Origin of the sequence: Comamonas sp. Y33R10-2 (genome assembly GCF_019355935.1) — a bacterium.
Taxonomy (GTDB): Bacteria; Pseudomonadota; Gammaproteobacteria; order Burkholderiales; family Burkholderiaceae_C; genus Comamonas.
The window spans coordinates 2,868,340-2,880,124 of sequence record NZ_CP079925.1 but is presented as its reverse complement, the minus strand read 5'-3'; the positions used below and the strand labels follow the sequence as shown (position 1 = coordinate 2,880,124).

Genomic DNA, 11,785 nt, shown 5'->3' with positions numbered 1-11,785 from the left:
ATGAGCAGTATTTTTCATCGCTTGGCACGCTTGGTACGTCACCGCTGGGCCGAGCAGCATCTACGCAAGCACCTGCCCGCAGCCACGCTGCGTGAGCTTGAGCAGTTGGTGGCTAAGAGCGAGCTAAGCCACAGCGGGCAAGTGCGCATCTGCATAGAAGCAGGCATGCCCTGGAGCTATATCTGGCGCGATGCCACGCCACGCCAGCGGGCGCTGTCGCAGTTTGCCAAGCTCCATGTTTGGGATACCGAACACAACAACGGCGCACTTATCTATGTGCTACTGGCCGATCACGCCATCGAAATCGTGGCCGACCGTGCGCTGGATCGAACCATGAACGCCGAGCAGTGGCAGACGCTGATCAGCGATATGCAATCAGCCTTTAAGGGTGGGCATTTCAGCGTAGGGCTGGTCTCGGCGCTGGAGCGCGTCAGTCGCCATTTGCAAACCCACTTTCCGCGTCAGTCCAAACACAATGCAGAATCTCGTAACCTGCCCGATACGCCGGTGGTGGAGCGACACCTTCCGCACCGCCGCAGCTAATCAAAATTCATAGCTGCTGGTGATGATGAATCATTGGCCAGAGGCCAAAAAGTCTTGAAGTGATTTTCAGCCCAGTACATGGCGCCCATAAGGTGAACACAGCCACAGCACCGCAGCCACATTGATCAGCACCATGAGCCAAAACTCTTGCTGAAAGCTGGTCTTGCTACTTTTGTGGCGCAGCCACTGCTGGGCGAGCACAGCGCCCGGCCACCCGCCCACTAGCGCCATCAGCTGCAGCGTTTTTTCTGGCGTGCGCCACTGCCCCTTTTGGGCCGCCCATTTGTCTTGCCAATAAGCCATGAAGGTCAGCACGCTTAGGCCCGCATATGCCAGCCAGATAAGACGCGGCACGCCCCAAAGGATGGCTGCGGCCACCATCACAATCAGCCATGTCAGCAGTGCCCCATAACCAAAGCCGCTGAATGTCTGCTTGCCCTGAGGCTGCCGCGCTTCTCTACCACCGACTCTTTGCGCTGATTGGCTGCTGCCATTACGGGCATTACTGCCGTTATTCCAGCTGTTGCTAGGCGGCGCAGCTTGAGATCTGGGCCCGGCATAAGAGGCAGAGCGCCAATTTACCTTCAGCGCCCTCTTCTTGCCCTTATCCATACCTACGGCAAACTCCACGCGCAGTCCGGGCTTGGGGCGCTGCTCTGCACTAGGGCGCGGCTCAAAGGCGCTGATATGCACAAACAGGCGCTCGCCGCCGCCGTCGGCATCAATCCAGCCAAAGCCTCTTTCGTCATTCCACTGACTCAACGCGCCGCTATAACGCGTGGCTGAACTCTGCTGAATATCTCGCTGGTCTCGCATTTTTATCTTGTCTCTTTCTTTGTTGTTTTAGTGTGCGAGATACCGCAGCATCACCACAAATTTGTCTTGTCCTGCACAAAAGCAAAGATACAACACTGTGGCTGTGTTAATTTTGGAGCAGACATCTCTTTCAAGAAAGCACCCAAACATGAAGAAATCTCTGTTCTCACTGGCCATCATCGGCTCGGCTCTCGCCCTTAGCGCCTGCTCTACCATCAGCCCCAAAGGCGCAGAAGCCCCTGTCGAATACGACTATGCGCTGAGCTGCAAGATCAAGGTCGATGACCCCAAAAAGTGTGAAGCCCAGATTCGCGCACTGTGCGAAGACCCCAGCAAGGCCGTGGTGCGCAAGTCACGCCACGTGGACCCGGTAGACAAATCCGTGATCTACGGCTACCAAGTCGCCTGCAGTGGCTAAAAAAGGCTGACGCCTTGAAATTCGAGTCTTTTGGGCCTCTAGTCTAGATACTGCAAGGACTCAATGCTCTTGCTTTAAGAGCAAATCCCATAAAAAAAGCCACCGCATGCGGTGGCTTTTTTTATGTCGATACTCATGCCCTAAGGCAGAGCTATCAACGCTTCTGGCGGAACTTGCGCAGAGCGGCCACTTGGGCAGCCAGCACGGTCAGCTCGGACTGGGCCTTGGCCAAATCCAGCTCGCTCTTGGCGTTCTTCAGAGCTTCTTCTGCAGAGGCCTTGGCCGCGTTGGCCTTTTCCTCGTCCAGATCCTTGCCGCGAATCGCGGTGTCGGACAGCACAGTCACGCAGTTGGGTTGCACTTCCAAAATGCCACCGGCCACGAAGACAAATTCTTCGCTGCCATCAGGCATTTCGATGCGCACCGAACCCGGCTTGATGCGGGTGATCAGCGGTGTGTGGCGGGGAAAAATGCCCAATTCGCCCGATTCACCGGGCAAAGCGACAAAACGCGCTTCACCGGAGAAGATGGACTCTTCGGCACTGACCACATCAACGTGGATGGTGTTCATCTTTGCTCCTTGGAAAAGGTTAAAAACTGGTCCTAAAACTGACACACCCCAAGCAAGTGACGCCTAGCAAGGGCCGCCCCGCAGCGAGGGCGTCGTCCCCCTCCCGAAGAGAGAGGGGGGAAGCGGCGTTAGCCGCTCAGGGGGTGAAAGCTAGTTAGGCTGCCAGCTTCTTGGCCTTCTCAAAGGCTTCGTCGATGGTACCAACCATGTAGAAAGCCTGTTCGGGCAGGTGATCGGCTTCGCCAGCCACAATCATCTTGAAACCACGGATGGTTTCAGCCAGCGACACGTACTTACCGGGGGCGCCAGTAAACACTTCAGCCACGTGGAAAGGCTGCGACAGGAAACGCTGAATCTTACGAGCGCGGGACACGACCAGCTTGTCTTCAGGAGCCAGCTCGTCCATACCCAGAATCGCAATAATGTCGCGCAGTTCCTTGTAGCGCTGCAGCGTACCTTGCACTTGGCGAGCCACCTTGTAGTGCTCTTCACCAACCACTTGGGGGTCCAGCTGACGGCTTGTGGAATCCAGAGGATCCACCGCAGGGTAGATACCCAGCGAAGCGATGTCACGGGACAACACAACAGTGGAGTCCAAGTGAGCAAAAGTCGTAGCAGGCGAAGGATCGGTCAAGTCATCCGCTGGCACGTAAACGGCCTGGATGGAAGTGATCGAGCCCACCTTGGTGGAGGTAATACGCTCTTGCAGCTTACCCATTTCTTCAGCCAGAGTAGGCTGGTAGCCCACGGCGGAAGGCATACGGCCCAGCAAAGCGGACACTTCGGTACCGGCCAATGTGTAGCGGTAGATGTTGTCCACGAAGAACAGCACGTCCTTACCTTCGTCACGGAAGGCTTCGGCCATGGTCAAACCTGTCAACGCAACGCGCAAACGGTTGCCTGGTGGCTCGTTCATCTGGCCGTAAACCATGGCCACTTTGGACTCGTTCAGGTTCTCTTGGTTCACGACGCCGGCGTCCGACATTTCGTGATAGAAGTCATTACCTTCACGGGTACGCTCGCCCACACCAGCAAACACCGACAGACCGCCGTGGCCCTTTGCGATGTTGTTGATGAGTTCCATCATGTTCACGGTCTTGCCCACACCCGCGCCACCGAACAGACCGACCTTACCGCCCTTGGCGAAAGGAGAGATCAAGTCGATCACCTTGATGCCGGTTTCCAGCAGTTCTTGCGATGGCGACAGTTCGTCGTACGCAGGAGCCTTGCGGTGGATAGGGGCAGTCAGGGTCTGGTCCACATCGCCACGTTCGTCGATGGGGTTACCCAGCACGTCCATGATGCGGCCCAGAGTCGCCTTGCCCACGGGCACGGTGATAGCCTTGCCAGTGTTGGTGACCATCAGGCCACGCTTCAGGCCGTCGGAAGAACCCAGGGCAATGGTACGAACCACGCCGTCGCCCAGCTGTTGCTGAACTTCCAGGGTCAGGGCTGTACCTTCCAGCTTCAAGGCGTCATACACCTTGGGCACCTGGCCGTGGGCAAATTCCACGTCCACCACGGCGCCGATACATTGAACAATCTTGCCTTGTACTTGAGCCATTTTTTGCTCCAATCTGTTTGTTCGTTAAAGCCGTTTACACAGCGGCTGCGCCTGCCACGATTTCCGACAACTCGGTCGTAATCGCTGCTTGACGCGTCTTGTTGTAGATCAGCTTCAACTCGCCAATGACACTACCTGCGTTGTCGGTTGCGGCCTTCATGGCCACCATGCGCGCCGATTGCTCGGACGCCATGTTTTCCGCAACAGCCTGGTACACGAGGGACTCTACGTAACGAACCAGCAGTTCGTCGATGACGGTTTGAGCGTCAGGTTCGTAGATGTATTCCCACGATGGACCGGTCTTATCGGCTTGCATATTGTCGGACGACAGGGGGAGCAGTTGCTCCACCACCGACTCTTGCTTCATGGTGTTGATGAACTTGGTGTACGAGAGGTACACCGCGCTCAACTTGCCTTCAGCGTATTGGTCCAGCAACACCTTGACAGGCCCGATGAGCTTGTCGAGGTGAGGCGTGTCGCCCAGGCCAGTAGCGTGGGAGACCACCTTGGCGCCGACGCGGGTCAGGAAACCCATCCCCTTGCCGCCAATGGCCACTGCCTCTGTCGCAATGCCCGCATCTTGCATTTCGCGCAACTTGTTGGTGACGATACGCAACACGTTTGTGTTCATACCGCCGCACAAACCCTTGTCGGTCGTCACTACGATGACGCCGACTTTCTTGGCATCGTTCACTTGCATGAACGGATGCACATATTCAGGGTTGGCTTCGCCAAGATGGGCTGCAATGTTGCGGATTTTTTCGCTGTATGGACGTGCTGCCAGCATCCGTTCCTGCGCCTTGCGCATTTTGGATGCAGCAACCATTTCCATGGCTTTGGTGATCTTCTTGGTGTTTTCCACCGATTTGATCTTGCCGCGTATTTCCTTACCTGCTGCCATGATGACTCCTCGCCAGTATTAAGCGAAGGACTTCTTGAATGCAGTGATTGCTGCAGTCAGTTCAGCTTCGTCCTTGCCTTCCTTGTCGAAAGCACGCTTTTCGTTCAGACGGTCGAGCAAGGCGCTGTAGCTAGTCTTCAGCAGCTGATGCATACCAGCTTCAAAAGGCAGAACTTGCTTGACTTCGATGTCGTCCATGAAGCCCTTGTTCACTGCGAACAGCGAAGAGGCCATCAAAGCGGTAGACAGGGGCGAGTACTGAGCTTGCTTGAGCAGTTCAGTCACACGAGCGCCACGGTCCAGCTGTTGACGAGTTGCTGTGTCCAGATCGGAAGCGAACTGCGCGAAAGCAGCCAGTTCACGGTACTGTGCCAAGTCGGTACGGATACCGCCGGACAGGCCCTTAACAACCTTAGTCTGAGCAGCACCACCAACGCGGGACACGGAGATACCGGCGTTAATAGCGGGGCGCACACCTGCGTTGAACAGGCTGGTTTCCAAGAAGATCTGGCCGTCAGTAATCGAAATCACGTTCGTAGGAACGAAAGCGGACACGTCGCCAGCTTGTGTTTCGATGATAGGCAGAGCTGTCAGGGAACCGGTCTTGCCCTTGACTTCACCCTTGGTGAAGGCTTCGACGTAGTCGGCGTTGACGCGAGCGGCACGCTCCAGCAGACGGCTGTGGAGATAGAACACATCGCCGGGGAACGCTTCACGGCCTGGTGGGCGGCGCAGCAGCAGCGATACCTGACGGTAAGCCACAGCTTGCTTGGACAGATCGTCATAAACGATCAGTGCATCTTCACCACGGTCACGGAAGTATTCGCCCATCGTGCAGCCAGAGTAGGCAGACACGTACTGCATTGCTGCAGATTCAGAAGCGGTTGCAGCCACGACGATGGTGTAATCCATCGCGCCAGCTTGTTCCAGAGCGCGTACGACGTTCTTGACAGAAGAAGCCTTCTGACCAATCGCCACGTACACGCAGGTAACGCCTTGACCCTTTTGGTTGATGATCGCGTCGATAGCCACGGCAGTCTTGCCGGTCTGACGGTCACCAATGATCAGCTCGCGCTGACCACGGCCCACGGGAACCATGGAGTCGATGGACTTGATACCGGTTTGCAGAGGCTGATCCACGGATTGACGTGCGATCACGCCAGGAGCAACCTTTTCGATCACGTCCGTCATCTTGGCGTTGATAGGACCCTTGCCGTCGATAGGCTGGCCCAGTGCGTTCACCACGCGACCGATCAGTTCAGGACCGACTGGAACTTCCAGAATACGGCCGGTGCACTTAACGGTGTTGCCTTCAGCGATGTGCTCGTAAGCACCCAGAATCACGGCGCCGACAGAGTCGCGTTCCAGATTCAGAGCCAGGCCATAAGTAGGCTGACCATCGGGAGCCACTGGGAATTCCAGCATTTCACCAGCCATCACGTCCGACAGGCCGTGCACGCGCACGATACCGTCAGTAACCGACACCACGGTGCCTTGGTTACGAACGTCAGTGCTAGCAGCCAGACCTTCGATGCGGCTCTTGATCAGTTCAGAAATTTCTGCGGGATTGAGTTGCATGACTCTTTCCTTCTTTCTTGTGTGTTAGCCGAGACCTCAAGCGCATTACGCGGTGAGGGCCGCTTTCATTTGTTCCAGACGGGCCTTGACGGAGGTGTCCAGCACCTCGTCGCCCACCACGACGCGAACGCCACCGATCAGCGATTCTTCCAGCTTCACGGTGAGATTCAGCTTGCGGCCGAAGCGCTTATTCAGCGTGGCGCCAAGCTCGGCCAGCGCTGCATCCTCAATGGGGAAAGCGCTGTACACCACGGCATCCGAGGAGCCGCTTTTGCTGTTCACGAGGCTACGGAACTGAGCTGCCACTTCAGGCAGCACGTCCAGACGGCCGTTATCGAGGACAACACGCAAAAAATTGCGTGCAGTCTCAGGCAATGCAGTTTTGGCCACGCCCGAGATGAGATCAAACACTTGCGTGCCGCTCACATTCGGGTTACCGGCCAATTGGCGCAATTGCGGATTAGCGGCAATCGCCGCCAATTCCTCCACCCAAGCGACAGTGCTGTTCAAATCCGCGCCTTGATCGGCGCAGGTTTTGAACAATGCTTCAGCATAAGGGCGGGCAATGGTGGCGAGTTCTGCCATTTTTGCTTGTTCCTTACAGCTCTGTCTTGAGGCGGTTCAGCAGATCAGCATGGACACCGGCATTGACTTCCTTTTGCAGGATCTGCTCGGCACCCTTCACAGCCAGCACAGCCACTTGCTCACGCAGGGCTTCACGGGCGGCGACGGTTTGCTGTTCGGCTTCGGCGCGAGCAGCAGCAACAATCTTGTTGCCTTCTGCAGTCGCACGGGCCTTGGCTTCGTCGATGATGGCTTGGCCACGGCTTTCAGCGTCCGCAAGACGCGACGCCGTTTCATTGCGCGTTTGGGCCAGTTCCTGCTCGACACGCTTGTTAACAGCGGTCAATTCAGTCTTGGCTTTGTCGGCAGCAGCGAGGCCATCGGCGATTTTCTGGGCTCGCTCATCCAAAGCTTTCGCAATCGGTGGCCACACGAATTTCATCGTGAAGATCACCAAGATCAGGAAAACAATGCACTGAACGAACAGGGTCGCGTTAATACTCACGGCAACACCTTTCTATTGAGTGTTGAACGGCGAGCGATTAAGCGACGAAGGGGTTGGCGAAAGCGAACAGCAGAGCGATAGCCACGCCGATCAGGAACGCAGCATCGATCAGACCGGCCAAGATGAACATCTTGGTTTGCAGTTCGTTGATCAGCTCAGGCTGGCGAGCCGAAGATTCCAGGAACTTACCGCCCATGATAGCGATACCGATGGAAGCACCAATGGCGCCCAGACCGACGATAAAAGCACAAGCCAGAGCGACCAAGCCGTTAATGTTTTCCATGATGTTTCCTTAAATAATGGGTAAAGGTTGAAGTGAAAAAGGTAACCCAGAGGGTTTAGTGAGACTCATGTGCTTGGCCGAGATAAATCAGCGTCAGCATCATGAAGATGAAAGCCTGCAAGGTGATCACCAGGATGTGGAAAATCGCCCAGAGGGAGCCCGCAATGATGTGACCAACTGGCAGCAACACTCCGGACAGCGACATGGCGGCAGCACCACCCATGAGCGCAATCAGCATGAACACGAGTTCACCCGCGTACATATTGCCAAACAGTCGCATACCGTGCGAAACCGTCTTGGCCAAATATTCAATCATCTGCATGGAGAAATTCACCACGCCCATGATCACCGCAAAAATGGGGTTCTTAGGCATGCCGAACGGTGCAGAAACCAGTTCGTGAGCCCAGCCGCCAGCGCCCTTGATCTTCACCGAGTACCAGAAGCAAAGCAGCAGCACAGCCAAAGCCAAGCCCAATGTGGTGGACAAGTCAGCAGTAGGCACTACACGCAGGTAAGCATGGGAGTCACCTTGCGACACTTGCCACAACACGGGCAGCAAGTCCACGGGCAGCATGTCCATGGCGTTCATCAAGAAAATCCAGACAAAAACCGTCAGAGCCAAAGGCGCGATGAATTTGCGCGACTCAGCATTCTTGATATTTGCCTTGGCTTGTGTATCAACCATTTCCACCAGCATTTCAACCGCCGCTTGGAAGCGACCGGGAACGCCAGCCGTGGCCTTGCGAGCGCCAAGCCACAAGACAAACAGGCCAATAGCACCGCAAAGAGCAGCGACTACGATGGAGTCGTAGTTGATGACAGAGAAGTCAACAATTGCTGTCTGCTTGATGTTCTGCAGGTGTTGCAAGTGGTGAACGATGTATTCACTTGCAGTTGGGGCGTGCGCATCAGCGGCCATCGTCAACTCTCTTCTTAGGCTTTAATTTTTCGGACACTGGATCGCACCAAAAATGCAATCCAATACGTTTTCATTACCACTACCAAGCCGACTAGCAATGCTAGCCAGCTGAGGTTTGGAACCAGTTTCGGTGCAGCTACCAGCATCGCAATGCAGAGCACCAGCTTCACCAGCTCCCAACCAAAAATTCTTGCCATCGCAGCGCCGGAGCTGTCCGACTGCTGCTTAGCCAAAGCTCTTGCAAACATCGCTGTCGGCAGCAAGATCGACAAAGCTCCGTAGCCGGCCGACCAACCTACCGCTGCGCGCCCTGTCAGCAACCAGGCCAACAAAGTCACAACAACCGCCGCTATCGCTTGGCCCTGAACAATGCGCCAAACAGAAACCTGTGGAAAGCGCGAGCGCCAAACCGAAGCTTCTTGGGCCGTCAAAGGCTTGAAATCGTCAACTTCGTCCTCATCATCGAAATCAGTGGGCTTGTTCGTCATGTTTTCTTTCACACCGCCGACCAACCAAGACTCAGACAGAAGACTTTTTACACAGCCAATGATTATAAGTAAAAACCCCGCTACCGCGTAAGGGTTGATACCGTCATGTGCACAAGGTCTTTTTCAAAATAGATGGTTTGTCGTTATCAAACAACATCTTGCAACACGACTTGTGTCGCGGCGCGAGTGTGCCTGAGTCGTAATACCTGATTGACCTGAATTGTCGGCTGCTAGCTGGGGACTTTACGTTTCTATGACATTCAGCGCCCCAGCCATTGCATGCCGCTATTAGGCCCACTTACGCCAAGCTGTTAGGGCTGGCGCACAATCTTTCGTATTAATTGGCCGTGTTGAACGGCTTTTCTCATCCCAGCCCAAGGATTGCTCATGAGCGACACCCCAAACACCTCTGCCGCCAACGAGAACGGCCATCAAGAAGACCCGCGCAAGGATTCGCTGATTGAGTACCCAAGCCTGTTCCCCATCAAGGTCATGGGCGTGAAAAACGAGCATCTGGTGCATGAAATTACCGAGATCGCCAAGCAGTTCGACCCCGACTTTGATGCCTCCACCATCGAGCTGCGTCCCAGCTCTGGCGGCAACTATCTGGGTGTCACCGTCACCATCACGGCCACCAGCCGCGAGCAGCTGGACAACACCTACCTCGCACTGACCAAGCACCCGCTGGTGAAATTCGTTCTGTGAGCGAAAGCCAAACCGTTTCTGCATTGCTGCCGCCCGAGCCCATGGACCTGCGCCTTCTGGGCCGCACCGGTTATGAGGCCTGCGTTATGGCCATGCAGGAGTTCACGCGGACTCGCAATGCGGATACGCGCGATGAGCTATGGATTTGTGAGCACTCACCTCAATTTACACAAGGACTTGCAGGCAAAGCTGAGCATGTTTTGCTTGCCGGTGATATCCCCGTTGTCGCCACCAATCGCGGTGGGCAGGTAACGTATCACGGCCCCGGACAAGTGGTCGCCTACCCGCTGCTGGATTTGCAGCGCATGGGCTACTTCGTCAAAGAATATGTGTACCGGCTTGAAGACGCCGTGATCCGCACGCTGGATCACTTTGGCGTGACCGGTCACCGCGTTGCCGGAGCGCCGGGCATTTATGTGCGCCTTGCAGACCCACGCAGCCACGCCATGCTGGAGCAACGCCCGCAGCACCGCGAGCCGGGCAGTCCGGCGCCTGAGCCGCATTTCGACGGCTTGGGCAAAATTGCGGCTTTAGGCATCAAAGTCAGCCGCCACAGCACGTATCACGGTCTCGCACTGAACGTGAACATGGACTTAGAGCCCTACGAACGCATCAACCCTTGCGGATATGCGGGTCTGAAGACCGTAGACCTTTCTACAATCGGCGTACAGACAACTTGGGACGAGGCCGCATCCGTACTGGGCCGCCAGCTAAAGGCGCGTCTTACTCCCTGAAGGCAAGATCATGAGCACCAATGAAGTCGTGCGCGAAGCGCAATCTCAAGCGGATTACAACCCGCTGGCCAAGCAAAAAGCAGCCGCCAAGCTCTCGCGCATCCCCGTGAAGGTTGAGCACGCTGAAGTGCTCAAAAAGCCCGAGTGGATTCGCGTCAAGGCAGGCAGCCCCACCACGCGCTTTTACGAAATCAAGGACATTCTGCGCAAGAACAACTTGCACACCGTCTGCGAAGAAGCCAGCTGCCCCAATATCGGCGAATGCTTTGGCAAGGGCACGGCCACCTTCATGATCATGGGTGACAAGTGCACGCGCCGCTGCCCTTTTTGCGATGTGGGCCATGGACGCCCCGACCCGCTGGATGTGGACGAGCCGCTGAACTTGGCCAAAACCATTGCCCAGCTTCGCCTGAAATACGTCGTTATCACCAGCGTAGATCGCGATGACCTACGCGACGGTGGCTCTGGCCATTTTGTGGAATGCATCAAGAACATTCGTGAGTTGTCGCCCGAGACTCAGATCGAAATTCTGGTGCCCGACTTCCGCGGCCGCGCTGACCGTGCTCTAGAGATCCTCAAATCGGCCCCGCCCGATGTGATGAACCACAACCTTGAAACCGCGCCGCGCCTGTACAAGGAAGCGCGCCCCGGCTCCGACTATCAGTTCTCGCTGAACCTGCTCAAGAAGTTCAAGGAACTGCACCCAAATGTGCCGACCAAGAGCGGCATCATGGTCGGCTTGGGCGAGACGGATGAGGAAATCCTGCAAGTGATGCGCGATATGCGTGCGCACAACATCGATATGCTGACCATTGGCCAGTACCTCGCCCCCACCAGCAGCCACCTGCCCGTGCGCCGCTATGTACACCCCGACACTTTCAAGATGTTTGAAGAAGAAGCCTACAAAATGGGCTTCACCCACGCCGCCGTGGGCGCCATGGTGCGATCGAGCTATCACGCCGATCAGCAGGCGCATGCCGCTGGCGTGTAAACGCGAAACGCCCCACAAAAGCAGCTTCGGCTGCTTTTTTCATGCTCGCGACAGACTGCATATTCAACGAACAGGCAAAAATAAAGCTCCTAAAAAAGGAGCTTAGAGTCAGCTTAGATGCCAGATATCAGAGCCAATTAATTCTTAAAACAATGAATTGATTGGACCATTAGCTACGTTTTTCGCAGCATTTCATCAGATTTCA

The 11,785-nt window shown here is 55.8% G+C and carries 15 protein-coding genes; 5 read left to right on the top strand and 10 right to left on the bottom strand.

Features of this window, described 5'->3' with window-relative positions:
* On the top strand, positions 1 to 543 hold the full coding sequence (locus tag KUF54_RS12880) for a TPM domain-containing protein (RefSeq protein WP_219343204.1): 543 nt from the start codon (positions 1 to 3) through the stop codon (positions 541 to 543).
* A gap of 66 nt (positions 544 to 609) precedes the next feature.
* Here the strand turns inward: KUF54_RS12880 and KUF54_RS12875 are convergent, their stop codons facing one another.
* Entirely contained in the window at positions 610 to 1,359 is a 750-nt protein-coding gene (locus tag KUF54_RS12875; RefSeq protein ID WP_219343203.1) for a cold shock and DUF1294 domain-containing protein, read from the bottom strand.
* 148 nt (positions 1,360 to 1,507) lie between these two features.
* Between KUF54_RS12875 and KUF54_RS12870 the strand changes: the two genes are divergently transcribed.
* A complete protein-coding gene (locus KUF54_RS12870) occupies positions 1,508 to 1,777 on the top strand; it encodes a hypothetical protein (protein WP_219343202.1) in 270 nt (89 codons plus the stop codon).
* A 154-nt stretch (positions 1,778 to 1,931) separates the two neighbouring features.
* On the opposite strand, the gene KUF54_RS12865 is transcribed toward KUF54_RS12870, so the two are convergent.
* From KUF54_RS12865 to KUF54_RS12825, 9 genes are all read right to left on the bottom strand, one after another.
* The gene (locus tag KUF54_RS12865; protein ID WP_219343201.1) at positions 1,932 to 2,348 is read right to left on the bottom strand and encodes a F0F1 ATP synthase subunit epsilon; all 417 of its coding nucleotides are present in this window, start codon (positions 2,346 to 2,348) and stop codon (positions 1,932 to 1,934) included.
* 154 nt (positions 2,349 to 2,502) lie between these two features.
* Entirely contained in the window at positions 2,503 to 3,912 is a 1,410-nt protein-coding gene (atpD, locus tag KUF54_RS12860) for a F0F1 ATP synthase subunit beta (protein WP_219343200.1), read from the bottom strand.
* Positions 3,913 to 3,946: 34 nt separating this feature from the next.
* Positions 3,947 to 4,813, bottom strand: coding sequence for a F0F1 ATP synthase subunit gamma (gene atpG / locus KUF54_RS12855; RefSeq protein ID WP_219343199.1), 867 nt, complete (start codon positions 4,811 to 4,813; stop codon positions 3,947 to 3,949).
* Positions 4,814 to 4,831: 18 nt separating this feature from the next.
* Complete coding sequence (gene atpA, locus KUF54_RS12850) at positions 4,832 to 6,391, bottom strand: F0F1 ATP synthase subunit alpha (RefSeq protein WP_219343198.1); 1,560 nt, start codon at positions 6,389 to 6,391, stop codon at positions 4,832 to 4,834.
* A gap of 45 nt (positions 6,392 to 6,436) precedes the next feature.
* Positions 6,437 to 6,976, bottom strand: coding sequence for a F0F1 ATP synthase subunit delta (locus KUF54_RS12845; RefSeq protein WP_219343197.1), 540 nt, complete (start codon positions 6,974 to 6,976; stop codon positions 6,437 to 6,439).
* Positions 6,977 to 6,989: 13 nt separating this feature from the next.
* Positions 6,990 to 7,460 (bottom strand): F0F1 ATP synthase subunit B, encoded by a 471-nt coding sequence (locus KUF54_RS12840; RefSeq protein WP_219343196.1) that lies wholly within the window; start codon positions 7,458 to 7,460, stop codon positions 6,990 to 6,992.
* A 37-nt stretch (positions 7,461 to 7,497) separates the two neighbouring features.
* Positions 7,498 to 7,743 (bottom strand): F0F1 ATP synthase subunit C, encoded by a 246-nt coding sequence (gene atpE, locus KUF54_RS12835; RefSeq protein ID WP_219343195.1) that lies wholly within the window; start codon positions 7,741 to 7,743, stop codon positions 7,498 to 7,500.
* Between the two features lie 55 nt (positions 7,744 to 7,798).
* Entirely contained in the window at positions 7,799 to 8,662 is an 864-nt protein-coding gene (atpB, locus tag KUF54_RS12830; protein ID WP_219343194.1) for a F0F1 ATP synthase subunit A, read from the bottom strand.
* 14 nt (positions 8,663 to 8,676) lie between these two features.
* Positions 8,677 to 9,150, bottom strand: a complete 474-nt coding sequence (locus KUF54_RS12825; protein WP_219346400.1) for an ATP synthase subunit I — start codon at positions 9,148 to 9,150, stop codon at positions 8,677 to 8,679.
* Between the two features lie 387 nt (positions 9,151 to 9,537).
* On the opposite strand from KUF54_RS12825, the gene KUF54_RS12820 reads away from it, so the two are divergent.
* From KUF54_RS12820 to lipA, 3 genes are read left to right on the top strand one after another with little or no spacing between them, the layout of a single operon-like run.
* Positions 9,538 to 9,855, top strand: coding sequence for a YbeD family protein (locus tag KUF54_RS12820; RefSeq protein ID WP_219343193.1), 318 nt, complete (start codon positions 9,538 to 9,540; stop codon positions 9,853 to 9,855).
* A gap of 41 nt (positions 9,856 to 9,896) precedes the next feature.
* On the top strand, positions 9,897 to 10,589 hold the full coding sequence (gene lipB, locus KUF54_RS12815) for a lipoyl(octanoyl) transferase LipB (protein ID WP_219346399.1): 693 nt from the start codon (positions 9,897 to 9,899) through the stop codon (positions 10,587 to 10,589).
* Positions 10,590 to 10,599: 10 nt separating this feature from the next.
* A complete protein-coding gene (gene lipA / locus KUF54_RS12810; protein WP_219343192.1) occupies positions 10,600 to 11,580 on the top strand; it encodes a lipoyl synthase in 981 nt (326 codons plus the stop codon).
* The last annotated feature ends 205 nt before the right edge of the window (positions 11,581 to 11,785 follow it).

Coding starts and splice junctions, on each gene's coding strand:
- atpD (WP_219343200.1), bottom strand. CDS start 3,912: ATGGCTCAAGTACAAGGCAAGATTGTTCAATGTATCGGCGCCGTGGTG.
- KUF54_RS12825 (WP_219346400.1), bottom strand. CDS start 9,150: ATGACGAACAAGCCCACTGATTTCGATGATGAGGACGAAGTTGACGAT.
- lipB (WP_219346399.1), top strand. CDS start 9,897: ATGGACCTGCGCCTTCTGGGCCGCACCGGTTATGAGGCCTGCGTTATG.
- KUF54_RS12820 (WP_219343193.1), top strand. CDS start 9,538: ATGAGCGACACCCCAAACACCTCTGCCGCCAACGAGAACGGCCATCAA.
- lipA (WP_219343192.1), top strand. CDS start 10,600: ATGAGCACCAATGAAGTCGTGCGCGAAGCGCAATCTCAAGCGGATTAC.
- atpA (WP_219343198.1), bottom strand. CDS start 6,391: ATGCAACTCAATCCCGCAGAAATTTCTGAACTGATCAAGAGCCGCATC.
- KUF54_RS12875 (WP_219343203.1), bottom strand. CDS start 1,359: ATGCGAGACCAGCGAGATATTCAGCAGAGTTCAGCCACGCGTTATAGC.
- KUF54_RS12880 (WP_219343204.1), top strand. CDS start 1: ATGAGCAGTATTTTTCATCGCTTGGCACGCTTGGTACGTCACCGCTGG.
- atpB (WP_219343194.1), bottom strand. CDS start 8,662: ATGGCCGCTGATGCGCACGCCCCAACTGCAAGTGAATACATCGTTCAC.
- atpG (WP_219343199.1), bottom strand. CDS start 4,813: ATGGCAGCAGGTAAGGAAATACGCGGCAAGATCAAATCGGTGGAAAAC.
- atpE (WP_219343195.1), bottom strand. CDS start 7,743: ATGGAAAACATTAACGGCTTGGTCGCTCTGGCTTGTGCTTTTATCGTC.
- KUF54_RS12865 (WP_219343201.1), bottom strand. CDS start 2,348: ATGAACACCATCCACGTTGATGTGGTCAGTGCCGAAGAGTCCATCTTC.
- KUF54_RS12870 (WP_219343202.1), top strand. CDS start 1,508: ATGAAGAAATCTCTGTTCTCACTGGCCATCATCGGCTCGGCTCTCGCC.
- KUF54_RS12845 (WP_219343197.1), bottom strand. CDS start 6,976: ATGGCAGAACTCGCCACCATTGCCCGCCCTTATGCTGAAGCATTGTTC.